Origin of the sequence: Microlunatus sagamiharensis (assembly GCF_900105785.1) — a bacterium.
Classification (GTDB): domain Bacteria; phylum Actinomycetota; class Actinomycetes; order Propionibacteriales; family Propionibacteriaceae; genus Microlunatus; species Microlunatus sagamiharensis.
In genome coordinates this window covers 1967547-1989376 of the sequence record NZ_LT629799.1, presented here as the reverse complement: position 1 = coordinate 1989376, position 21830 = coordinate 1967547, and the positions used below count along the sequence as shown (strand labels likewise).

Below are 21830 nucleotides of genomic sequence, written 5' to 3'. Positions count from 1 at the left end.
CCGGTGACCAGGTCGGAGACCCTGCAGGGCGGCCCGCTGCTGATCTTGATCGGTGAGCTGCTGCTCGTCGTGTGCAGCATCTCCTACCTGGTGTGGTGGTCGGTCGTGTTCCGGCCGTCGTCGCGACCGTCGATCAGCGGCGGGCCCTTCCTCGCGGGCGCCGTGCTCGGCGGGCTGGGCGGGGTGGTCCTGCTGGCCGTCGGCAGCGCGCTCCTGCTCCCGCGCGCCTCGGGGCTCGCGCTGGGCGCCACGGTCGGCGGCGGGGTCGCGCTCGGCGCGGTGCTGGTCTGGCTCACCACGACGCTCGCCCACCGCTCCCTCACCACCGAGCTGCCGCTGATCGTGGTGTGGACCACCGCACAGGTGCTGGCCGGGGTCGCGCTCGGGACCTCCGGCGTGCTGAGCACGCCGACCACGGTGGGATGGCTGGCGGCGACGGCGGTCGCGCTGCTCGCCGGGCTGGCCTGCTACCTGGTCTTCTACTCCCTCGGCACGGTCGCCGCGTACCGGGTCGGCATGGTGCCCCTCGCCCTCGACGGCGTGGTGGCCGCGCTCCTCGCGGCAGTCGTGGTGCTCGCCCGCGCACGCTGACCCTGGCGGGGTGGGAGGGTGAGCCCGTGAGCGCCACGGGGGTCGGTCGTCGCAGGGTCGTGCTGCTGCTGGCGTCGGGCCTCGCCCTCGGCGTCACCTCCGCGCTCGTGGCGCCGGCCTCCCCGGCCTCGGCGGGTCCGGGCTGCGGCGCCGACGGTGCGCTCGGGACCGCCGGCGTCGTGCGGGCCGCCGGCATGCCGAGCGTGGGACCGGGGACCGTGGAGCTCCGGCCGGGGGGCGGCATCCCGGCCCTGCGGCTGACCGGGACGTCGGGCACGGGCTTCGGCTCGGCCCTCTCGACCGCCTACGTGGACGCCGACGCGTGCCTCGACCTCGTGGTCGGGGCGCCCCTCGCCGACGGGCGGGGCAGCGTCCAGGTCTTCCTTGGCGGGCCGGACGGGTTCACGGCCCCGCCGGCAGTGACCCTGACCGGCCGGAGCGTCGGGGAGCGGTTCGGGACGCAGGTGGCGGTGCGCGAGCGTGCGGCCGGTGGCGTGGACGTGTGGGTCGGCGCCCCTCGGCGCACGGTGGACGGGCGGACGAGGGCGGGTGCGGTCGACCACCTCGTCGTCGCCGCCGACCGGACGAGCCGGCGGGTCGAGACGATCACGGCCGCCGGCGCGGCTGGGGGCGTGGTGCAGGCCTCGGCGGAGTTCGGGTCGGTCCTCACGGCGTCGGTCGAGGGCCTCGTGGTCGGCGTCCCGCGCCAGGACGTGGGGGGCCGCACCGACGCCGGGGCGGCGTACTGGTTCCCGCTGCCGACCGGCGCCGAGCGCGTCGGCCGCGGCACGGCCTGGACCCAGGCGAGCCCGGGGGTGGCGGGGAGCCCGGAGAAGGGCGACCACTTCGGGTCCGCCGTGTCCGTGTCGTGGGGAGGCAGGCCGCGGTGGGTCCTCGTCGGGGTGCCCGACGAGGACATCGGCACGAGGAAGGACGCCGGTCTCGTGCAGTCCTTCACCCTCGACGCCCGCCGCGGTGCGCTGGCTCCCGGCTCCTCGGTCGACGAGACCCAGGCCCGCGCGGGGGTGCGCGCGACGGCCGGCCACCGCTTCGGCGCCGCGGTGGCCGTCGCCGACGGCAGCTGCCTGTCGGGCGGCTGGGCGGTCGGCGCCCCCGGGACCGACGTCGGGAGCCGTAAGGACGCGGGGGCGTTCAGCCTGGTCGCCCCGACGGGCAGCTCCTGCACCTCGACCAGGTTCACGCAGGGTTCGCTCTCCCAGCACGACGAGAGCGGGGACCGCTTCGGCGCGACGCTGAGCTCGCTCGGCCGCACCCGCCCGGACGAGCAGACGCCCGTCAGCCAGCTCCTGCTCGTCGGCGCCCCCGGCGAGGACTCCTCGGGTGGCGTGAGGGACGTCGGGAGCGTCACCAGCTTCTGGCGCCTCGAGCAGCCCGACGACCCCGGGCCGGCGGTGCTCCTGCCGTCCTTCCAGTACTTCTCGGCCTCCGACGGCGACCGGGCGAGGACCGCGTACGGGACCGTCCTGCCCGACGCCCACCCGCGCGCCGTACGGTGACGCGGATGATCAGCCACACGCTCGTGCACCCCGAGATCCTGTCCGCGCTCGCCTCGGCGGGCCACGGCTCGACGGTGCTCGTCGCCGACGCCAACTACCCCTTCCGCACGGTCGTCGGGCCGAACGCGACGGTCGTCTACCTGAACCTCCGCCCCGGGCTCGTCGGGGCGGAGGACGTGCTCGAGGCGCTGGTGAGCGCGGTCGTCGTGGAGTCCGCGGCGGTGATGGTGCCCGGCGACGGGCCGGAGCCGGAGATCTTCGCGGGCTTCCGCCGGCTGCTGCCGGGCCTGGAGCTGACCGAGCTCGACCGGCAGGCGTTCTACGCGGCCAGCCGCTCCGACGACCTCGCCCTGCTCGTGGCGACGGGGGAGCAGCGCGTCTTCTCCAACGTGCTGCTGACCCTGGGTGTCGTCGGGGCCTGACGGGAGCGCCCGGGGCGGTGCCGGTGCTCAGCTGTTCTGGGCCTCGAAGACCAGCTCGCCGGCGGCGGTGCCGCCCTGGGTGTCGTTCCCGACGCCGCTCGAGATGGCGTAGCTGATCTTGTACGTCCGCGACTCGGCGCGGGCGCCGGTGGGGTTCCAGCTCCCGACGCCGCTGTTGAAGCCGGTGTGGTTCATGCCGAAGTCCATGAAGCTGCCGTTGAAGACCTCCGCGCCGCTGCTCAGCGGGACGAAGCCGTCGCAGGAGCCGAAGGAGCCCCCGGTGCCCTGCGTGACCGTGAGGTTCATGGAGGCCCCGAGCATGGTCGTGCCGGTGCCGTTGCGGCCGTACATGCGCACGGCGGAGGGCAGCGTGCCGTTGCTCGTCACGACGATGCAGCGGGAGCCGGTGGAGCCCGGCTTGAGGTTGGTCGCGGTGAAGGCGGCCGCGTTCGCGTCGTCGTCGGTGAGCGCCACCGTGCCGGTCGCCCAGTTGCTGCTCGGGTCGGCCGTCGTCGCCGAGTAGGCCGAGTAGGACGACTGCGCCACGACCAGACCGGAGAGGGCCAGCGCGGCCGGCGCCGCGACCAGGGACACGGTCGCGGCGAGCCTGCGCGACGGGCGGCGGGACGTGGTGGCGGACATCGGGGGCTCCTGACGGACTCGGTGCGTGGTCTTCGAGCCGGCCCCCGCCCTGCTCCCCGGCCTCTCGTGGGCCGGTGAGAAGAACTCTGCCGAGGCCACCTCTACCGCTCCTCAAGCCGAACGGCACCGTTACCTCAAGAGCATCAAAAGATTGAAGGCTCAACGGAAGCCGGTCGGATCGACCGGTCCGACCGGCCAGCCCGACCCCTCGCGCAGGGCAGCCAGGAGCGCGTGCCTCCAGTGCTCGCGGTCCGGGAAGTCGTCGTCCACCCGCCACCGCCAGGCGGCGATGACGGCCATCACGAGCTGCCGGCAGGCGGTCAGCAGCTCCGGATCGAGCCCGGGGTAGTGCGCGCACACGGACTCCGGCGCGTGCGCCAGGTCCAGCTCGACGGGACCGAGGCAGAGGGTCTCGAGGTCGATGAGGACCGGCCCCTGCTCGGTGGCGAGCACGTTGCCGGGGTGGGGCTCGCCGTGGACCAGCTGCTCCGCCGTCCCGAGCCCGTCGATCCTCCGGCGCAGGTCGGTGAGGCGACCGACGAGCAGCACCCGGTCCGCGTCGGCGAGGTCCGGCGAGAGGTCCGGGTCCGACACCACCTGCCGGGCCTCCTCGACCCGGTCGGTGAAGCGGGGCGCGGGCAGGTCGACTGAACGGAGGCCTGCGTGCAACCGCGCCAGGGCTGCGGCGTAGTCCTCGGCCGGGACGTCGCGCCCCGTCTGGTCGTGGTAGGTCCAGAAGGTCAGCGCGAAGCCGTCGCGCTCGTGCACCTGCGGGGGCACCCGGGGGTGCGGGACGCCGACCGGGCAGCCGGCGGCCGCGAGCCGCCGGGCCCGGTCCAGCTCGAGCCGGGCCGTCGCGTGCCCGCCGGACGAGACCCTGGCGAGGACGTCACCCGGGGTGAGACGCAGGGCCAGCCGGTTCGAGGCGAAGAGGACCACCGCGTCGTCGACGTCGAGACCGAGCGAGGTCGCGGCCGACACGGCCGCCGCCTTCGCGCGCTCGAGCTCCGACGCCTCCACGCGCTCAACCTAGGGCGGGGAGCCCGGCCAGCGTCTCCTGGTCGAGGCCGGGCGCGGGATCGGCTGCGGCGGGGGGACGGTTCGTCCAGACTCTCGGGACAGTCGTCGATCCCGGGAGCCCCGTCGTGCCTCGTCGTACCACCGCCGCGCTGCTCGGCCTCGCGCTGGTGTCGCCCCTGCTGCTGAGCAGCTCCGCGGTCGCCGCACCGGTCCGCCGGGTCGCGCCGTACGACCTGGACGGCGACGGCCACCCCGAGCAGGTGGTGGGTGCGCCGGGCCTGCAGGTCGGGACGGCGAAGGGCGCCGGTGGGCTCGTCGTGCTGCCCGCGTCGACGAAGGGGCTGTCGACCGCCGGCTGGACGATCACCCAGGCCAGTGCCGGTGTGGCCGGGGAGCCGGTCGCCGACGGCCACTTCGCGTCGGCGGTGGCGAGCGCCGACTTCGACCACGACGGCTACGCCGATCTCGCCGTGGGCGCGACGGGGGAGGTGGGCACCGTCACCCTGCTGCACGGCTCGTCGAAGGGTCTGACGGGGGCCCGGTCGACCGTCCTGCGGCGGGCCGGCGACGCCGGGCCGGACGGCTTCGGGGCGTCGCTCGTGGCCGCGGACCTCGACGGCGACGGCTGGGCCGACCTCGCGGTGGGAGCCCCGTACGCCGACCCCGTGGAGGTCCCCGCCGAGGACCACGGCGCGAGCGGCTCGGTCACCGTGCTGCAGGGTGGTCCCGCCGGCTTCTCGACAGCGCGGTCCAGCGTCCTGCACGGGAGGCGGAGCGGCACCGACCGGGACCTGCTCTTCGGCTCCTCGCTCGCGACCGGGGACGTCGACGGCGACCGCCGCTCCGACCTGGTCGTGGCCTCGCGGGGGCTCGCGGCCGGCGACGGGCACGCCCACGCGGGTTCCGTGACCGTGTGCCCGGCGGGCGGCGGCTGCGTACCCGTGCCGTCATCGCGCGGCTACCCGGGACTGGCGTCCCTCGCGGTCGGCGACGTCTCGGGATTCGGGCGCGACGAGGTCGTCGTCGGCCTCGTGCCCGCCCCTGGCGCTCGGTCGACGGAGGGCGGGCGCGTCGTGACCCTCGCGTTCTCGGGCACCGGCGCCGGGCTGCGGGCGAAGGAGACGGTGCTGACCCGGTCGACGAAGGGGGTCCCCGGCAGCAACCACGCGGGCGACGACTTCGGTGCGGCCCTGGCGCTGGGCGACGTGGATCGCGACGGCTTCGCCGACCTGCTCGTCGGCGCTCCGGGGGAGGCGGTCGGCGGTCGGCGCGACGCCGGTCGGGTGACGCTCGTCCTCGGCGGCCGGAAGGGCTACCGCACCAGCGGGAACAAGGCCTACGACCAGGACACCAGGGGCGTCCCGGGCTCGGCGGAGACCAGGGACCGCTTCGGCGCGACGGTCTCCCTGCTCGACCACGACGCCGACGGACGCCTCGACCTCACCGTCGGCGCGCCGGGCGAGAACGGCAGCGGTGCGGTCACGACCCTCGACGGCTCCGGCGCGGGCCTCACGACGAGAGGCGCGAGGACCTTCGGGCTCGAAAGGAGCGGGTCGTCGACCCCGGCCGATGCTGCCTTCGGTGCGGTGCTTGGCGGCAGCCCGGCCGACCCGCTGCTCGCGCGCCGCAGCGTCGTCGACCTGCTGCGGCAGGACTGGCGGCACGTGCCCGGGGTCGTCGGGGACGGCACCCGCCTGCGGGTGCGGTCGACCGGGAAGAGCATCGTCGAGCAGGACGGCGGGGGAGGCCGACCGAACCCGCCGGTCCTCCTGGGCACCCACCTGGTGGCGCCCGAGGACTTCGCGGTCAGCGTCTCGTTCGCGGACGTGACCGCCGACGCCAGCCTGAGCGTCCAGGACAGCCCGCCGGTCGTCGCCGACGAGTTCCGCATCGAGCCGGCCGGGGTGCGGCTGACACTCCGCGGGGACGACCTGCGCGTCTCGGTCTTCGACGGCTCGCCCCGGCAGGACGTCCGGGACCCGCGCCCGACGCAGGAGGAGCACGTGCGGCTCGCCGACCCGGCGGCCGAGCTGTCGGTCCGGCGCTCCGGCGACCGGCTCGAGATCGCCAGCGGCGGCCGGACGGTCGCCTCTCTCCCGCGCGGCGACGTCTTCGGATCCGGCCGGCTCTGGCTGGGGCTGTCGAGCGAGGAGGGCTCGTTCACCGTCGGCTCCTTCACCGCCGCGGCGCCGGGTGGCTCGACCCTGGCCGCCGCCGGACCCGCATCGGCCCGCGCGCAACCGTCCTCGGCCGGGCTGCAGGCCCTCGCCACCCGTGCGCGTCCTGGTTTTCTCGTCGGGGCGGCGGTGGCGCCGGGTCCGCTCGCCGCGGACGCGGACTACGCCGACGCCTTCGTGAGTGGGTTCGGCGCGCTCACCCCGGAGAACGTCATGAAGCCGCAGGCGCTGTCGCCGCGCCGGGGCGAGTACACCTTCGAGGAGGCCGACGCCCTCCTCGACCTCGCGCGGAGCAAGGGCGTCGCGGTGCACGGGCACACGATCGCCTTCAGCGAGGCGATGCCGCGCTGGATGCAGGAGCTGCCCTCCGGCACCGAGGAGGAGCGCCGCGCCAGCGCCGCGGCCCTGCTCGACTACGTGACCACCGTGGTGACGCACTTCCAGGGCCGGCTCGCCTCGCTCGACGTGCTCAACGAACCGTTCGACGTCGACCAGGGGACGAGCCTGCAGGAGAACACCTGGTACCGCGTCTTCGGGCCCGGCTACCCGGCCGTCGTCTCGAAGGCCGTGCACGACGCGGACCCGGACGTGCGGCAGTTCATCAACGAGAACGGTGCCGACGTCCCCGGTCCCCGCCAGGACGCCCTGCTCCGCCTCGCCCGCGACACGAACGCGCAGGGCGGCCACATCGCCGGCGTGGGCCTGCAGGCGCACGTCTACGACCGCGGCACCGACGCCATCTCCGCCGACGACCTCGCCACGACGTTCAGGAACGTCGGGAGAGCCGGGCTGGTCGCCCGGATCTCCGAGAACGACGTCACCGACGCCGAGGGCCGGAAGGCGCAGGCGTCACAGTTCGCCACGGTCCTCAAGGGGTGCCTGCGCTCGACGGTCTGCGTCTCGTACACGACGTGGGGGGTCGACGACCGCTACGACTGGTGGCTCGACGACGACGGCGACCTGCACCAGGGCCACGACCTGCTGTTCGACGGCGGGAAGCCGACGCCCGCGTACGACGCGGTGCGGAAGGTGCTGGCGGGCTGACGGGCCCTCGCGCGCGAGCCACCGGCGCGGAGGGGGCTGGAGGGCCTCACGGGACCTCGATCCGTAGGACACTGCTCGCGTGTCCCTCCGCCCTGCTGCTCACCGCCGATGACGGGCGCCACGCCAGGCCCGGTGGCGCGCGCCGCCGTGGTCAGCCCGACCAGGCGGTGGCTCACCGCGATCGTGACCTGGGCGGTGGCAGCGCTGCTGACCGTGCTGTCCTGGCCCGTCGGCTCGCTGGTCGCCGGGCTGTTCGGCGTCGTCGTGGGTGTGTCGTGCCGGCACTGGTCGCCGACCGCCCGCATCGCCCTCGTGCTCGTCGGGACCTGCGTCGCCGTCTGGTCGGCGGTCGTGCTGGCCGACTTCAGCAGCGGCACGACCAGCGTGACGGCGTGAACCTGCATCCTGCCCGCGCAGCAGCCGTTCTCCTGGCGAGCGTCGCGCTCGGGGCGAGCTAGCCCCGGTCCCCCGTCTGCTCCGCAGGAGTCGGTGACGTGCGGGTGACCGTGCGCGCAGGCTGCCGACGAGCCCGTGCGACCAGCGGCGCCGCGACCAGGGTGACCAGAGCCGCAAGCACCGCGACCGAGACCGCCAGGCTCCGGTTCACGAAGGCGAGCAGCAGCAGGGGGACGCCGGCGGCGGCGACCGCCGCACCCGCGTGGGCGAGCAGCGCCGAGGTGCGTGATCTCCTGATCAGGAGCCACGTGGCCGCGGACGCCAGGGAGGTCGGCAGGCTCAGGAACACCGCGCCCACCAGGAAGGCGGGCAGCACCTCCCAGTCGTCGCTCGTCGGCGCGGTCGCGTCCCAGGCCTGCCCCAGGCTCGCACCGTCCACGAGCGCCTGGGCGAACGCAGGCCCCAGCACGACCGGCAGCGCGACCGGCACAGCGGCCACCACGCCCACCGTGATCGCGGAGGCGACCACGGCTGTTCGAGGGAACTCGGCCGACGTGCGGCGCTCGTCACGGACGAGGCGACCCTGAGAGCTCGCAGCCTCGTCGCCGGCCTCCGGCGAACGGACTGGACGGACCTTCGCCAGGAAGATCTCGTCCATCGCGCCGATCCTGGCGTACGTCCGCCGGCTCTCGGCGAGGGACTTCCCGTTGGCGCCGTTGACGAGGTAGGGGTCGCTCGACTGGCGCGGGTCGTCCTCCCAGAAGCAGACAGGGCACAGCTCGTATTCGTCCAGCGCGGTCAAGGTCCGGTGCCCGCAGCAGGGGCACGGCAGGCGGTCCTGGGGCACGGCGCCTCAGAGCGCCGGGATGATCCTCATGTCCCGCGTGGCGCCCCCGTCGAGGGCCTTCAGCGCCTCCTGGTAGCCGGCGCTGTCGTGCGCGGCCCGGGCGGCGTCGACGGAGTCGAAGACGATCACCACGGTGCGGGTCGTCTGGCCGGCCTCGTAGGTCTGCTCGGGCATCCCGCGGGCCACGTAGGTGCCGCCCATCTCCTCGAGCGCGGGCCTGGCGATGCGCGCGTACGCGTCGACCTTGTCCTGGTCGAAGATCTCGGTGTACGTGCTGATCCAGTAGGCGGTCACGGCGCCATCCTGCCCGGCGACCGCCGCGCTCAGTGGCGGGCCAGCGCCACCGAGACGTTGTCGCGCCCGCCCTGCTCGTTGGCCCAGCGCACGAGCGCCTCGGCCAGCTCGAGCGGGGAGGTGACGTCGGTGGACAGCGAACCCACCAGCTCACCCAGGCGGCCGGCCTCCGAGCAGTAGTTCCACAGCCCGTCGGAGCAGACCAGCAGCCAGCCGGGGTGGCCGAGGACGACCGAGCCCGTGCGCGGCACGACGTCGGGGCTGTCGCGGCCGAGCCACTTCGTGATCGCGTGGGCCTGCGGCCCGTTCTCCGCGGTCTCGCGGTCGACGCCCATGGCGATGCGGGCCTGGGCCATCGAGTCGTCCAGGCTCAGCTCCGCCGGCTCCGAGCCTGGCCCGGAACCGCCGGGGTCCGGCAGCCAGTAGACGCGGCTGTCGCCGACGTTGCCGAAGACGACGAGGTCGCCCTCCACGACCGCCCCGGCGAAGGTGCACGCCGCGGCGCTCGGGCCCTCGACCGGCGTGGTCGCGAGCACGGCCTGGTCGGCCTGGGCGACCGCGTCCTCGAAGGCGTCGGCGATCAGACCGGCGCGGCTGGCTGGGTTGGGGAGGCCGACGGGACGCGCCTCGGTGAGCACGTCGCGGGCCCGCCGGGCGGCGGCGAGCGCCGCGACGTCGGAGTCGGGGGCGCTGGAGACGCCGTCGCAGACGACGAGCACCGCGCGGGAGCCGGGGTCGGGGTCGGCGGCGACCGCGGTCGCGTCCTCGTTGCGGTGGTGCTTGACGCCGCGGTCGCAGACGGCGGCGACCCAGGTCGCGGGCTGCTCGACGTAGTGGTCGCGGGGGATCGGGGCCTTGGTCCCGCAGACCGTGCAGTAGCTGTCCTCGCCGACCTCGCCGCCGCAGGACAGGCAGCGCGAGGCGGGCACGAGGTCGTCCGGGCCCGCGACATGGTCGTCCGGCCCCTCAGGGCCGGCGGCGGTCGTGGGACGGGTGAGCTCGACGGGCGTCTCCTGGGCGACCGCGGTCACGCCGCTCCCGGTGCCGACGGCAGGGAGCGCACCGGCTCCGTCGCCCAGCAGCGGCGAGCCGCACGACTCGCAGAAGGCCTGCTCGGGCTCCACCGGCGCCCCGCAGCCGGGGCAGCTGCGCACGGTGGCCGTGGCGAGGGGCGGAGCATCGGTCATCGCAGGGTCCACCTTCGTACGGCGTTGGCCCGGTCGACCCACGCGTGGCTCCGGGCGTCGTCGGCCTCGTTGCGGGCCAGCTCGCGGTAGGTCGCCTCCAGCCCGTCACGCAGCGTGTCGGGGGTGGCAGCGTAGCGGCCGACGGTGAGCGTGCCCGCCGCCGGTCCACCCGGTGCCCCGGCCCCCGGGGCGCTGCCCGGGACCGACACCACCCGCGACAACGCGCGCTCGAGGATCCCCGCGATGAGCAGGCCCCGCTCCGTCGTGTCGAGGCGTACGCCCTCGAGGCTGCCGAGGGCCTGCGAGAGCTGCGGCAGGTCGGCACCGGGTCCGGCGAGCGCGACGGCGCGCAGCCGGCGGGAGTCGGAGAACGCGCGGCTCGTGGACGGCACCAGGTCGAGCGCGGCCACCGCCCCCGCGACGTCGCCACGGGCCGAGCGCAGCCGGGCGAGGCCGAAGGCCCCGGCCGCGACGTAGTTGGCGTCCGTGCTCGCGCAGGTCGTGTAGAGCCCCTCGGCCACGGCCGGCTCGCCGCCGCGCTCGCAGGCCAGCGCGAGCGCCAGCTTGGGGGCGAGCTCGCCGGGCACCTGGCCGTAGACGGCGTTGAAGGCGGCCTGAGCGGCGGGCAGGTCGCCCTGGGCGAGCGCCGACAGCCCGCTCACCCAGACCGCGCGCCACTCCCAGGGGTCGACCCGCAGCATCGTGTCGACGGCCTGGGCGACCAGGTCGGGCCGGCCCAGCTCCAGCGCGGCCCGGGCCTGCGCGAGCAGCACCTCGGGGCTCAGCGCCGGGGCGGCCTGCAGGGCGGCGAGCCGCTCCGCGGGGTCGTCAGCGCTCACCAAGCTCAGCCAGGCGTGCTGCGGGTCGGTCGTGTCGACGCGCAGGGCGGGCAGGTCGGTGGCCTCGAGCAGCCCGCCGGTGATGGCCGGAGCCTCGAAGAGCACCGAGGCCGCCGACGTCACGGCGGTCCCCGCCACCTTCGCGGCGACGACCTCGCGCAGCACGCCGAGCAGCTGGACGCGCAGCTCGTCGGCGGACGAGAAGCGGTCGGCGGGGTCGGGCGCGCACGCCTTGAGCAGCAGGCGGTGCAGCGAGTCGTGGGCGGCGAAGACCGGCGTCGTGTCCGCCGGCGGCAGCGAGTCGACGTACGTCGTCTGGTAGCCGCGGAACTCGGTCATCAGCACGGTGAGCGTGCGACCGATCGTGTAGATGTCGCTCGCCACGCTCGGGCCGACGCGGGCCACCTCGGGCGCCTGGTAGCCGACCGTGCCGTAGATGGCGGAGTCCTCGTCGTCGGCCCGGCGCACCCCGCCGAGGTCGATCAGCTTGACCGCGTCGCCGACCTGGATGAGGTTGTCGGGCTTGAAGTCGCAGTAGAGCAGGCCGAGGTCGTGGAGGTAGGTGAAGGCGGGCAGGACCTCGAGCACGTACGCGAGCGCCTGGTCGACGGGCAGCGGGTCGAACGTGCCGCCGTGGGCCCGCATCCGCTCCTTGAGGATCTGCTTGAGCGAGACGCCGCCGACGTACTCCATGACGATGTAGCCCGCGCCGTCGTGGGTGACGAAGTTGTAGATCTCGACGATGAGCGGGTGCTCGACGGCCGCGAGGAACTGCCGCTCGGCGATCGCCGCGGCCAGCGCGTCGGGGTCCCCGGAGTTGAGCAGGCCCTTGAGCACGACCCAGCGGTCGGAGACGTTCTTGTCGCGGGCCAGGTAGATCCAGCCGAGCCCGCCGTGCGCGAGGCAGCCCGCCACCTCGTACTGGCCGCCGACGAGGTCGCCGGCCCGCAGCTTGGGGGTGAACGAGTACGGCGCACCGCAGCTGGAGCAGAAGCCCTCCGGCCGTCCGGGCTGGTCGTGGCGGGCGCGGCCGACGGGCTTGCCGCAGCGGGCGCAGAAGCGCTTGGACTCCGGCACCGACGCGTCGGTCAGGACGGCGTGCGCGGCGTCCACGACCGGGGCCGGCGGCACCCTCGTCAGCCCGGCGCCGAGCCGGACGGCGCGCAGCCGCTGCGAGCCGCTGCCCGCGCGGCGCGTCGCGCGGGACGCGCCGGCGAGCCGGGACGAGCCGAGCGCGGTGGAGCCGAGCCGGCTGGAGCCGCGCGTCCGGGTCGAGACCGCTCCGGACTCCTGGGCCGCCTGGGCGGCGGCGACCTCCTCCTCGGCGCTCGCCTGCGCGGCGGGCTGGCCCGGCGGGGCGGCCGCGGGGGAGCCGCAGACGTCGCACCAGCCGTCGACGACCGTGCCGCCGCAGCCCGGCTGGGCGCAGCGCCCGGTCGGTCCGACCGCGGTCGATGCGAACGCGGACGGGGACGCCGCGGCCGGCGCGGGGCTGCCGCAGACGTCGCACCAGCCGTCGACGACGGTGCCGCTGCAGCCGGGCTGCGCGCAGGGCGGGCCGACGGTGGTGACGCTCATCGGGCGGTCTCCAGGTAGGTGGCGTAGAGCGTGACGAGCTGCTCGGCGAGGGCCGCCCGGGACGGCCGGGCGTCCAGCGCCTCGCGGGCCATGGCGTACGCCCGGGCCACGTCGGGCTGCCCGGCGTGCCCGGTCGCCTCCGCGCGCACGTGGAGCGCGTCCAGCCGGGCCACGCGGTGGTCGTGCTCGCGCAGCGCCCGGGCGTAGGCCTCCTCGGCGAAGTCGAGCGCCCGCGCGACGAGGCCGAGCCGGTCCTCGTACGCGGCGAGCGCCGGCGCGGTGTTCGGCAGGGGACCGAGCGCGTCGACGTCGGGGACGGCGTAGCGCGGTGCCTCGGCGACGGTCGCGACGCAGCGTTCGGCGAGCGCACGAAGGGCGGTCTCGCGCTGCTCGAGCCGGTCGCGCTCGGCCCGCACCCGGGCCACGAGGGCACCGGCCTCGCGCCGGCGGGCGCCACCCACGATCAGGTCGCGCTCGAGCGTCGCGGCCTCGATCTCGAGGGGCCCGAGGACCCCGCCGACGTCACCGCCGCGCTCGGCCTTGGCCGCCGCGTCGGCCACCCGGTGGGCGAGCGCGTGGACCTGCTCGTCGGCCCGTCGACGGGCCGAACCGACCGGCTCGAGGGCGGCCTGGTCGCGCAGCCGCTCGAGCTGGGCGCGGAGCGCCGCCACCCGGGCGTTGGTCTGGGCGCCCGACGGGTCGAGCCCGAGCCGCTCGCGCAGCTCGCCGACCACGGCGTCGAGCAGCCGGCACGCCTCGGGCACCGAGAGCGCGAGGGGGCTGCCCGACGCCGACGTCGGGCCCGCGCTCCGCCTGCCCCAGACCAGCGCGGCCATCCGCTCGCGCTCGTCGCGGCCCACCCGGCCCGAGTCCCAGAGCACGCGCAGCTGCGCCTCACGGTCGGCGACCGCCTGCCAGAGCGTCATCGCCAGCGTCACGTCCCCGGTCAGGCGGGCCGGGTCGCGGGAGGCGAGGACCTCGCGGTCGAGCGCGTCGAGCTCGGCCCGCCGCCGGGCCAGCCAGCCGCCCAGCGCCTGGAGGTAGGCCAGCGCCTCCTCCGGAGCGAGCGGCTCGCCCAGCCGACCGGGTGCCGGCGGCGCCGGCGGACCCGCCGGGACGGGGACGGACGGAGCCCCGGACGCCGGCCTCACGGGCGCCGTCCGTAGACGGCCTTCGGCGGCTGCGGCGCGGGCCCGAGCGGGCCGGAGAACCACCGGTCGTAGATCTTCGTCCACTCCCCGTCGGCCCGCATCTCGGCCAGCCGGGCGTTCACGACGCGGACGAGGTCGACCGCGTCGGCGTTCATGCCCAGCCCGTACGGCTCGGCGGTGAAGGCCTCCTGCTCCGGCACGACCGCGTACGGGTCCTGCGCGGCCAGGCCGGCGAGCACGGTGTCGTCGCCGGTGATCGCGTCGACCTGGCCCTGCTGGAAGAGCACGAGGCAGCCGGTGTGGCTGTCGGAGCCGACCGCGATCGCGTCCGGCTCCAGGCGCACGAGGTTGTCCATGCTCGAGGTGCCGTTCGGGGCGCAGACCCGCTGCCCGGCGAGGTCGGCGAGCGAGGTCGCCCTCGAGCCCAGCCGGACGAGGACCTTCTGCCCGGCGCGGTAGTATTCCGAGGAGAAGGCGATCTGCTCCCAGCGGTCGCAGGTCATGGTCATGTTCCGCGCGACGAGGTCGACCTGGCCCGACTCCAGGGCCGGGATGCGCTGCGCGGCGGTGATCACCACGAGCTGGTAGCGGTCGGCGTCGCCGAGGACCTCCTCCGCCATCGCCCGGACGAAGTCGATGTCGAAGCCCTGGATGCGCCCGCTCAGCGGGTCGCGCGCGCCGAGCAGGTAGCTGTCGGCGGACACCCCCGCGACCAGCCGGCCGCGCTTCTTGATGCGCGCGACCGTCGAGCCGGCGCGCAGGTCGGACGTCGACGGGTCGTACGAGGTGGTCGCGTCGTCGCAGGTCGCCGGGGTCCCGGGGGCGGCGGCCGTCGGGCTGGCGCTCGCCGCCGGGGCCGGCACCGGCGTCTCGTCGGTGCCGAGGACGGCGCAGGCGCCCAGGAGCGACATCACCGCCAGCGTCGCGGTGGCCCCCAGACCGCGCCGCAGGCCGGTGCGGCGGGGCGCGCTCACCGGTACTCCCGCAGCCGGGCCGCGATGCCGCGGCTGCCGGCCCAGGCGGCCCCGAAGCCGGCCAGCAGGGTCAGCACGCACCCGAGGACCAGGCCGGGGACGCGGTCGCGCAGTCCGGCGACCGCCACCTCGCCGGTGCTGGTGGCGTAGGAGGCGACGGAGGCGTCGAAGGGGGCGAAGGCGGCGTTCGAGGTGCCCGCGTCGGAGCCGGTCGCCAGCGCGACGGCCTCGTCCCAGCGGCCGCCGTCGTCGAGGTCGCGGACCTGGGCGTGCACGTCGGCGTAGTCGCGCCACCGCGTGGTGAAGGACGAGGCGTCGCGGATGCCGCCGAGGCGGTCGAGGACCACCTCGCTCGACGACTGCCAGGAGTCCTCGTACGCCTGGCCGGAGCCGCGGGCGACCAGCGTGAGGCTCTCCGAGGACTTGGCCAGGTTGGCCTGCACCCGGGCGGTCCCGACGTCGCGCACGTCGTCGAAGTCGCTCCGCGCCGAGGCGACCTGGGCGGCGAGCACGGCGAGGGCCGAGAAGGAGACCACGGTCAGCAGGAGCAGCACGAGCGAGCCGGTGAGCAGCCCGGGGTTGACCCGTCGACGGAACTGCCGCGCGACGCGCACCTGCACGACGACGAAGGCGACGGTCGCCCCGAGCGCCAGCACCGGCAGGACCCAGCCCCAGCCGGTGGTGAGCGAGGCGTTCGCCCGGGAGATGTTCGCCTCGACGAGCGCGTCGGCCACGGGCAGGGCGTCGGCGCGCAGCCCGTTGCTGGCCTCGCGCAGGTACTGCGCCCCGACCGGCAGGCCCTGGCGGTTGTTGGCCCGCGCCGCCTCGACCAGCCCGGCGTAGTCGAGCACCTGCGCGTTGAGGGCCGACAGCGCCGCGGCGTCGGCGGGCTGCGCCTGGGCCGAGCGGGCGACGAGGTCGGCGACGTCGGCGAGCGCGGCGTCGTACGCGGCCCGCCGCTCCGGCGACTCGAGCCCGCCGACGAGGAAGGTGTTGGTGGCGTTGGCGTCGGCGACCAGGAGGTCGGTCTCGATGGTCTGCACGCGCACGAGCTGCTCGACGTCGGCGGCGGCCTGACGGAGCGTGAGGGTGAGCAGGGCCATGGCGAGCGTCCCGAGCACGGCCAGGGCGACCCCGCTGGTGACGACGACCGCCCGGAGCCGGCGCAGCCGCTGGGGTGTGCCCGACGTCGGCGCGGCGACCTCCGGGGGCACCGCGCCGAGCGCCACGGGAGGTGCCGGGGCCGGGGCGGCGGCCGGTGCCGGTCGGGGCGCGACCAGCGGCGGTGCGGTCGCGGAGGTCTGGCTCACCCGGCTGGCTCCTCGCTCGGGACGTCGGTGGGCGGGGGACCAGCATCACCCACCGAGAGGTCGTCCGGAGTGATCTCGCGCAGCTGGGCGAGGGTGGGTTCGTCGACGTCGCGCAGCCGCCAGGCCTGGTGCCCGATGGCCGCCTCGAGCACGTTGCGGGCGTGGCGCGCGTTGCCGAACGTCGGCCCGCGCGGCTCGTCGGCGAGCAGCGCCCGGAAGCGCTCGGTCGTGCCCTCGAGGAGGTCGTAGTCGGAGGCGGCGGCCATCGAGGCGAGGATCTCGACCAGCTCGTCGTCGGAGTAGTCGGCGAAGTCGAGGACCGTGCGGAACCGGCTCGCCAGCCCGGGGTTCTGCGCGACGAACTCGGCCATCGGGTCGGGGTAGCCGGCGACGATCACCACGAGGTCGTCGCGGCGGTCCTCCATCTCCTTGACCAGGGTGTCGACGGCCTCGCGCCCGTACTGGTCGCCCGACAGGCTGTACGCCTCGTCGATGAACAGCACGCCACCGGCGGCCGACGCCACCACCTCGGCCGTCTTGAGCGCGGTCTGGCCGAGGTAGCCCGCGACCAGCTCGGACCGGTCGACCTCGACCAGCTGGCCCCGGCTGAGCAGCCCCATCGCGGCGTAGATCCCGCCGACGAGGCGCGCGACGGTGGTCTTGCCCGTGCCCGGGTTGCCGACGAACACGAGGTGGCGGGTGATCGTCGCCGACCGCAGCCCGGCCTCGGTCCGCATCTTCTCCACGCGGAGCACCGCGACCTGACGGTGGATCTCGCCCTTGACCTCGGCCAGGCCTGTGAGCGCGTCGAGCTCGGCCAGGAGCTCGGCGACGGTCTTCGTCGGCTGCGCCGGCGGCTCGGGTTCCTGCTGCTGCCCTTCGACAGGCTCAGGGGTCGTGGCCGGGGTGGCCGGGGTGGCCGGCGGTGAGGGTGCGTCGGGCAGCGAACCTGCACCCGCTCCGATGCCGGGGAACCTGACCGGGCCCGCCGCGTCCCCGAACAGCCCGTCGAGCGGGTTCAGCCCGGCCGGGGACGGCGTGCGGATCTCGTCGGAGGCCTCGCGGAGCGCGGCGATGCGGGCCAGCGCGGACTCCATCGCCGCCCGCAGGCCGGCGGCGTCCGGGCCCTGGGAGCCGCCGCTCACGGCAGCTCCACGCTGGAGCGGCCGAACTTCTCCTGGAGGAAGCGCCCCTGCACCACGAGCGCGTTCGCGTCGACGCGGACGGCGGCGTCGAAGATCGTCTCCATCGAGCTGGCCAGCAGGTCGAGGGTGTCGATGAGGAGCATGAGCGACGTGCGGCCGCCGTCCACCGGTCGCGAGTCGGCCCACTGCCGAGGCAGCCGCGTGTACGCCTCCAGGGCCTCGGGCAGGTAGGTGGTCGCCGTGGCGGTGAGCGCGTACGCCTCCGCGCTGCCCAGGCCGAGGTTGCGGACGCGGGGGAGCGTCTCACGCACCGTCCGGGTGATGCGGCGGACCCGCGAGGCCACGGGAGCCGGGACCTGGCCGCCGGCGACCGCCGCCTCGCTCGCTTCGAGGGCCGCCAGCAGGTCGGCCTCGGTCGGCACCGTGTCGAGCACGACGCTCTCGTCCGCGACGGGTCCGCGGGCCGAGCCGGTCAGGCGCGCCCACCAGCTGCTGAGGCCCATCGAACCCTCCGGTGCCCTTGTCCGCTCAGGCATCGGGGCCGAGCTCGAGGGCGCCGGAGGCCAGGTCGGCGTCGCCGCGCTGCACGCGCTCGAGGTAGGTGCGCGACTTGGTGACCTCGGACTCGAGCACGCCGATCGTGGCCTGCATGGAGGTCAGCGCCTCGGCCTTGAACGCGTCGATCGAGTCCATGGTCTGGTAGATGTTCGCGAACGCCGCCTGCAGCTGCGGCAGCCCCACCGTCGCCGAGGCCGCCTGCTTCTGGATCGAGGCGGAGTTGTCGCGGAGCAGCTCGGAGGTGCGCTGGATGATGTCCGACGTCGTCGAGTTGAGCGCCGTGATCTGGTCGAGCACCAGCTTCTGGTTGTTGAGCGCCTGGGCCACGATCACCGCGGTGCGCAGGGCCGAGACCGTCGTCGTCGACGCACGGTCGACGCCCTTGATCAGCTCGATGTTGTTCTTGATGATCACGTCGATCGCGAGGTAGTTCTGGATCGAGACCGCGAGCTGGGTGAGCAGGTCCTGGTGCTTCTGGCGGACGTAGAAGAGCACGTCCTGGCTGAGCGCCTTGGCCCGCTCGGGGTCGACGCCCTCGAGCTCGGCGATCTTCTCCTCCAGCCGCCCGTCGAGCTGCTCGGCGACGTAGATGTAGGCGTTCAGCCGGCCCATGACGGTCCAGAGGTTCTGCTTCTCGAGGTTGAGCGCCACGTTGTCGCGGGTGAGCTCGTCCTGACCGTTGCGCAGGCTGTGCAGGATGGCGTCGAGGTGGCTCTGCGCGCCCTGGTACTTGCGGAAGTAGTCGGCGACCTTGTCACCGAAGGGGATCATGCCGAGGAACTTGCGCGGCCCGGTCGCCTGGCTCGGGTCGAGGTCCTCGACCGTGCGGCGGAGCTCGAGCAGCGTCCTGCCCACCTTCGAGCCCTGCGAGAGCCCGCCCTCCTGGAGCGCCTTGACCGGCGTCTGCAGCAGGCGGTTCGAGGTCTCGGCGGCCTTGCGGATGTCGGCGTCGCCCATGGTCCGCACGTTGTCGGCCTGGCGGGCGAACTCCGGCGAGCGCGTCTGGTTCTTGAGCAGCGCGGTCAGGTAGCCCTCGACGCGGTCGTCCAGCGCGGGCAGCTGCCGGGCGTCGACCTGCGGGGCCATCGCCGGCGCCTGCGTCTCCACGACGGGGCTGACCGGCTCCGGCGCGGTGAGGGTCAGCGAGCCCGTGGCCCCCGTGGGCGGGGCCAGCGGTGCGGGCGCAGCGGCCCCCTGGCCTCCCGGCTCGGTCATGCGGCGCTTCCTCTCGCTGATCGGGTCGTGCCCCTCCGGACGCGCCGGACGGGTGACGTCGAAATCTACCCGTACACCCGGTCACGCGGGCCGGGTGCGTCCGGTGGGCTCCTGGTGCCACGATCGAGCCCGTGGAGCACCAGTGGCGGGCCGGGTCGCGGTTCGTCGGACGCCGGGTGCTGGTCGTGGGCGGTGGCACCGGCATCGGCCTCGCGGTCGCCCGGCGCCTCTCCGGCGAGGGCGCAGTGGTGGTCGTGGCCGACCGGTGGGACGTGGCTGGGCCGGCGGCGCGCGACGTCGTGGCCGGTCTGGACGGCGACGGCCACCGGGCCGCGCACGTCGACGTCACCGACGGTTCCGCGGTCGACGACCTGGTCGCCCCGCTCGAGGGGCTGGACGTCCTGGTGCACGTGGCGGGCGGCGACCGCCCTCACCCGTCCTTCGTCGACACCACCGACGAGATCTGGACCGGCCTGATCGAGCTCAACCTCATGGGCTTCGTCCGGACCGTCAGGGCCTCGGTCCCGCTGCTGCGCGCCAGCGAGCACGGCCCGGCCGTCGTGGCGGTCGGCTCGGTGAACGCCCTGCTCGCCCTCGGCAGCGAGCCCTACTCCGCGGCGAAGGCCGGGCTGGTCTCGCTCGTGGGCAACCTCGCGGTCGAGCTCGCGCCGCGCGTCCGGGTCAACGCGGTGCTGCCGGCGACCGTCGAGACCCGGGTGTGGGACGACCAGCCGGGCGGTGCCTCGGCGATGCGCCCGCTGTACCCGCTCGACCGCGTCGGCCGGCCCGAGGACGTCGCGGCGGCCGTGGCCTTCCTCGCCGGCGAGGACGCGGCCTGGGTGACCGGGCACGCCCTGCCGGTCGACGGCGGGCTCCTCACCGGGGGTTCGCTGCGACGGCTCCTGAGCTGAGCGCGGCGGGCCCACCTCCTCAGGGCGTACGCGGCTCCCGGCGCAGCCGGCGTCCCTGCGGGAACCCCGGTCCGACGTCGACCAGGCCCGGGAACTCGGTGCCGTAGCGGTCGGCCATCGCCCTGCTGATCGCGACCACCTCGATGCGGGTGCCCGAGGCGTCGGCGGCAGCGGCGAGGGCGGGACCGACGAGCGCGCGCAGGGCCCGGCCCTGCCCCGAGCCCGGGCGTGCGGACACGTGCGCGTGCACGTGCCACGCGTTCCGCCGTACGCCGACCGCGAGCACCGCCTGGCGGTCCGCGCTGAGGTAGTAGCGGGTGCCGGGCCGCAGGACCAGCCCGAGCTGGAGCGTCACCGCCGCCGGGAGCAGCGGCCAGAAGGCGGCCGCGGCGAGGCCGCAGGTCGCCCGGGTCAGCGCCGGGTTCTCCCGGTGCGCCGCGGCGCGGGCGAAGCCGGTCTCGACCAGCCGGGCGAGGTGCGCGGTGTCCTCGAGGCCCGCGGTGACGGTTCCGTCGATGCGGTCCGGCGGAGGAGGCGGCGACGTCACCCCGGCATCCTCTCGCCACGGGTGCCCCGCCTGGCTAGCCTGCGCAGATGGATCTCGCGGAACGTCCCGAACGTCCGAAGCCCGCCGGCTGGGTGATCGCCGAGTACACCCCCGACAAGCAGCTGCGCAGCCACCTGCTCGACGGCGGCCACGTCTGGGACGACGAGGCGGCCGCGGCGAAGGTGGTCGAGGAGGGCGACCGCCCCGACCGCCCGCTCGTGCTCTACGCGCTGGTCACGGCCTGGGGCCCGGTGGAGGAGCCGATCGCGACGGTCACGGACGAGGCGTAGTCCGCGTGGCGCCGCGCCCGCCCTCAGGCGGGCGGGCGGATCTCTCCCGAACCGCGGACGACCAGCCGCGCCGGCACGACCGTGGTGGCCGCGGGGGAGTCGTCGCCGTCGAGGCGGGCGAAGACCCGTCCCGCCGCGGCCCGGCCCATCTCCGACGGGTCCTGCGCGACCACGGTCAGGGCCGGTTCGAGCATGTCGGCCAGGAAGACGTCGTCGAAGCCGACCACCGCGACCTCGTGCTGCAGGCCGAGGTCGTGGAGGGCACGGATGCCGCCGATGCTCACCAGGTTCTGGCTGGTGAAGAGCGCGGTCGGCCGCTCGGGAGCGGCCATCAGCTCGCGCACGGCCTCGTACGCGGCCTCGACGGAGCGCAGGCCCGGGCGCACGGGTCCCTCCTCGGCGTCCGCGTCGCGCAGGGCGTCGAGGTAGCCGAGGTGCCGCTCGCGGGCGGTGGACACCTCGAGGTCGTCGCTGAGGAAGGCGATGCGGCGGTGACCGTGCTGCACGAGGTGGGCCACGGCCGTGCCCGACGCGTGCCGGTTGTCGGTGAGGACGGTGTCGGCATCGATGCCGCGCGGGGGACGGTCGACGAAGACCACCGGCACGCCCTGCTCGAGCTCGGTCTGCAGGTAGGTGTGGTCGTCGGCGATGGTCGTCAGCACCAGCCCGTCCACGCGGCGGCGGGTGAAGGCCTCGACCAGCGCGCGCTCGCGGCCCGGGTCGTCGCCGAAGCTCGCGCCGAAGACCGCCGTGCCGCGCTCCCACGCCACGGCCTCGACCGCCCGGTGGATCGCCGCGGAGAACGGGTTGTCCACGGCGTCGAGCAGCAGCCCGAGGGTGAGCGTCTTGCGGTCGCCGCGGCGCAGCGCGCCGGCACCCTGGTTGGGCGTGAAGTTCAGCGCCACGACCGCCTGCTCCACCTTCTCCCGGGTGGCAGCGGATACGTTCGCCTCGTGGTTGATGACCCGGGACACGGTCTTGATCCCGACGCCGGCCAGGGCGGCGACGTCGCGGATCGTCGCGCGGCCGCGGTTGTGGCGGCCAGTCAGGGCGTCGGTCACGTCCACCTCCTCGTGCTCGCCCGGTCTGCCGGACGAATCGTTACCGGGCCGGAGTTGACACCGGCCTGAGAGTATTTTAGAAATATGCCTGACACCGTTGTCAAGCGACCTGCG

The 21830-nt window shown here is 75.2% G+C and carries 21 protein-coding genes; 7 read left to right on the top strand and 14 right to left on the bottom strand.

The genetic code is table 11. The features are described 5' to 3' along the window. Positions 1-3 precede the first annotated feature (3 nt). Genes BLU42_RS09055 through BLU42_RS09045 form a run of 3 tightly spaced genes read left to right on the top strand, consistent with a single transcriptional unit; the run spans position 4 to position 2530 of the window. The gene (locus BLU42_RS09055; RefSeq protein WP_091074158.1) at positions 4-591 is read left to right on the top strand and encodes a hypothetical protein; all 588 of its coding nucleotides are present in this window, start codon (positions 4-6) and stop codon (positions 589-591) included. A gap of 26 nt (positions 592-617) precedes the next feature. After that, positions 618-2108, top strand: a complete 1491-nt coding sequence (locus BLU42_RS09050; protein WP_157719900.1) for a hypothetical protein — start codon at positions 618-620, stop codon at positions 2106-2108. A 5-nt stretch (positions 2109-2113) separates the two neighbouring features. Continuing rightward, positions 2114-2530: an RbsD/FucU family protein gene (locus BLU42_RS09045; RefSeq protein ID WP_091079943.1), complete on the top strand. Its 417-nt coding sequence runs from the start codon at positions 2114-2116 to the stop codon at positions 2528-2530. Between the two features lie 27 nt (positions 2531-2557). Here the strand turns inward: BLU42_RS09045 and BLU42_RS09040 are convergent, their stop codons facing one another. Further along, positions 2558-3172 (bottom strand): hypothetical protein, encoded by a 615-nt coding sequence (locus tag BLU42_RS09040; protein WP_091074156.1) that lies wholly within the window; start codon positions 3170-3172, stop codon positions 2558-2560. 159 nt (positions 3173-3331) lie between these two features. Further along, positions 3332-4192, bottom strand: a complete 861-nt coding sequence (locus tag BLU42_RS09035) for a phosphotransferase (protein WP_091074155.1) — start codon at positions 4190-4192, stop codon at positions 3332-3334. A 125-nt stretch (positions 4193-4317) separates the two neighbouring features. Here BLU42_RS09035 and BLU42_RS09030 point away from each other — a divergent pair, with 125 nt between their 5' ends. After that, on the top strand, positions 4318-7413 hold the full coding sequence (locus BLU42_RS09030; protein WP_091074154.1) for an endo-1,4-beta-xylanase: 3096 nt from the start codon (positions 4318-4320) through the stop codon (positions 7411-7413). Positions 7414-7545: 132 nt separating this feature from the next. Continuing rightward, positions 7546-7809, top strand: a complete 264-nt coding sequence (locus BLU42_RS09025) for a hypothetical protein (RefSeq protein ID WP_091074153.1) — start codon at positions 7546-7548, stop codon at positions 7807-7809. A gap of 58 nt (positions 7810-7867) precedes the next feature. Here BLU42_RS09025 and BLU42_RS09020 read toward each other — a convergent pair whose 3' ends face one another. The 10 genes from BLU42_RS09020 to BLU42_RS08975 are packed head-to-tail and all read right to left on the bottom strand — an operon-like array spanning position 7868 to position 18907. Beyond that, positions 7868-8656 carry a CPCC family cysteine-rich protein gene (locus BLU42_RS09020; protein WP_091074152.1) on the bottom strand — a complete coding sequence of 263 codons (789 nt, stop codon included), beginning with the start codon at positions 8654-8656 and terminating at the stop codon, positions 7868-7870. A 6-nt stretch (positions 8657-8662) separates the two neighbouring features. Further along, positions 8663-8950 (bottom strand): DUF1330 domain-containing protein, encoded by a 288-nt coding sequence (locus BLU42_RS09015; RefSeq protein WP_091074151.1) that lies wholly within the window; start codon positions 8948-8950, stop codon positions 8663-8665. Positions 8951-8979: 29 nt separating this feature from the next. Beyond that, positions 8980-10137, bottom strand: coding sequence for a protein phosphatase 2C domain-containing protein (locus BLU42_RS09010; RefSeq protein WP_091074150.1), 1158 nt, complete (start codon positions 10135-10137; stop codon positions 8980-8982). Continuing rightward, positions 10134-12554 (bottom strand): serine/threonine-protein kinase, encoded by a 2421-nt coding sequence (locus BLU42_RS09005; protein WP_091074149.1) that lies wholly within the window; start codon positions 12552-12554, stop codon positions 10134-10136. The genes BLU42_RS09010 and BLU42_RS09005 overlap by 4 nt, the downstream gene beginning before the upstream one ends. Then, positions 12551-13705 carry a hypothetical protein gene (locus BLU42_RS09000; protein WP_091074148.1) on the bottom strand — a complete coding sequence of 385 codons (1155 nt, stop codon included), beginning with the start codon at positions 13703-13705 and terminating at the stop codon, positions 12551-12553. Before BLU42_RS09000 ends, BLU42_RS09005 begins: the two co-directional genes overlap by 4 nt. Continuing rightward, the gene (locus BLU42_RS08995) at positions 13702-14679 is read right to left on the bottom strand and encodes a glutamate ABC transporter substrate-binding protein (RefSeq protein WP_231918522.1); all 978 of its coding nucleotides are present in this window, start codon (positions 14677-14679) and stop codon (positions 13702-13704) included. Before BLU42_RS08995 ends, BLU42_RS09000 begins: the two co-directional genes overlap by 4 nt. Continuing rightward, entirely contained in the window at positions 14676-15989 is a 1314-nt protein-coding gene (locus BLU42_RS08990; protein WP_091074147.1) for a hypothetical protein, read from the bottom strand. The genes BLU42_RS08995 and BLU42_RS08990 overlap by 4 nt, the downstream gene beginning before the upstream one ends. Next, positions 15986-17134, bottom strand: coding sequence for an AAA family ATPase (locus BLU42_RS08985; RefSeq protein WP_231918521.1), 1149 nt, complete (start codon positions 17132-17134; stop codon positions 15986-15988). The genes BLU42_RS08990 and BLU42_RS08985 overlap by 4 nt, the downstream gene beginning before the upstream one ends. Continuing rightward, positions 17131-17637, bottom strand: coding sequence for a hypothetical protein (locus BLU42_RS08980; protein WP_091074146.1), 507 nt, complete (start codon positions 17635-17637; stop codon positions 17131-17133). Before BLU42_RS08980 ends, BLU42_RS08985 begins: the two co-directional genes overlap by 4 nt. A 25-nt stretch (positions 17638-17662) precedes the next feature. Next, entirely contained in the window at positions 17663-18907 is a 1245-nt protein-coding gene (locus BLU42_RS08975; RefSeq protein WP_091074145.1) for a toxic anion resistance protein, read from the bottom strand. 131 nt (positions 18908-19038) lie between these two features. On the opposite strand from BLU42_RS08975, the gene BLU42_RS08970 reads away from it, so the two are divergent. Then, positions 19039-19818, top strand: a complete 780-nt coding sequence (locus tag BLU42_RS08970) for an SDR family NAD(P)-dependent oxidoreductase (RefSeq protein ID WP_197680687.1) — start codon at positions 19039-19041, stop codon at positions 19816-19818. Positions 19819-19837: 19 nt separating this feature from the next. On the opposite strand, the gene BLU42_RS08965 is transcribed toward BLU42_RS08970, so the two are convergent. Next, the gene (locus BLU42_RS08965; RefSeq protein ID WP_091074144.1) at positions 19838-20365 is read right to left on the bottom strand and encodes a hypothetical protein; all 528 of its coding nucleotides are present in this window, start codon (positions 20363-20365) and stop codon (positions 19838-19840) included. Positions 20366-20412: 47 nt separating this feature from the next. On the opposite strand from BLU42_RS08965, the gene BLU42_RS08960 reads away from it, so the two are divergent. Continuing rightward, the gene (locus tag BLU42_RS08960; protein ID WP_157719899.1) at positions 20413-20655 is read left to right on the top strand and encodes a hypothetical protein; all 243 of its coding nucleotides are present in this window, start codon (positions 20413-20415) and stop codon (positions 20653-20655) included. 23 nt (positions 20656-20678) lie between these two features. On the opposite strand, the gene BLU42_RS08955 is transcribed toward BLU42_RS08960, so the two are convergent. After that, positions 20679-21716 carry a LacI family DNA-binding transcriptional regulator gene (locus BLU42_RS08955; protein WP_197680686.1) on the bottom strand — a complete coding sequence of 346 codons (1038 nt, stop codon included), beginning with the start codon at positions 21714-21716 and terminating at the stop codon, positions 20679-20681. Positions 21717-21830: the final 114 nt, after the last annotated feature.

Coding starts and splice junctions, on each gene's coding strand:
- BLU42_RS09045 (WP_091079943.1), top strand. CDS start 2,114: ATGATCAGCCACACGCTCGTGCACCCCGAGATCCTGTCCGCGCTCGCC.
- BLU42_RS09040 (WP_091074156.1), bottom strand. CDS start 3,172: ATGTCCGCCACCACGTCCCGCCGCCCGTCGCGCAGGCTCGCCGCGACC.
- BLU42_RS09010 (WP_091074150.1), bottom strand. CDS start 10,137: ATGACCGATGCTCCGCCCCTCGCCACGGCCACCGTGCGCAGCTGCCCC.
- BLU42_RS09005 (WP_091074149.1), bottom strand. CDS start 12,554: ATGAGCGTCACCACCGTCGGCCCGCCCTGCGCGCAGCCCGGCTGCAGC.
- BLU42_RS08980 (WP_091074146.1), bottom strand. CDS start 17,637: ATGGGCCTCAGCAGCTGGTGGGCGCGCCTGACCGGCTCGGCCCGCGGA.
- BLU42_RS08975 (WP_091074145.1), bottom strand. CDS start 18,907: ATGACCGAGCCGGGAGGCCAGGGGGCCGCTGCGCCCGCACCGCTGGCC.
- BLU42_RS08960 (WP_157719899.1), top strand. CDS start 20,413: ATGGATCTCGCGGAACGTCCCGAACGTCCGAAGCCCGCCGGCTGGGTG.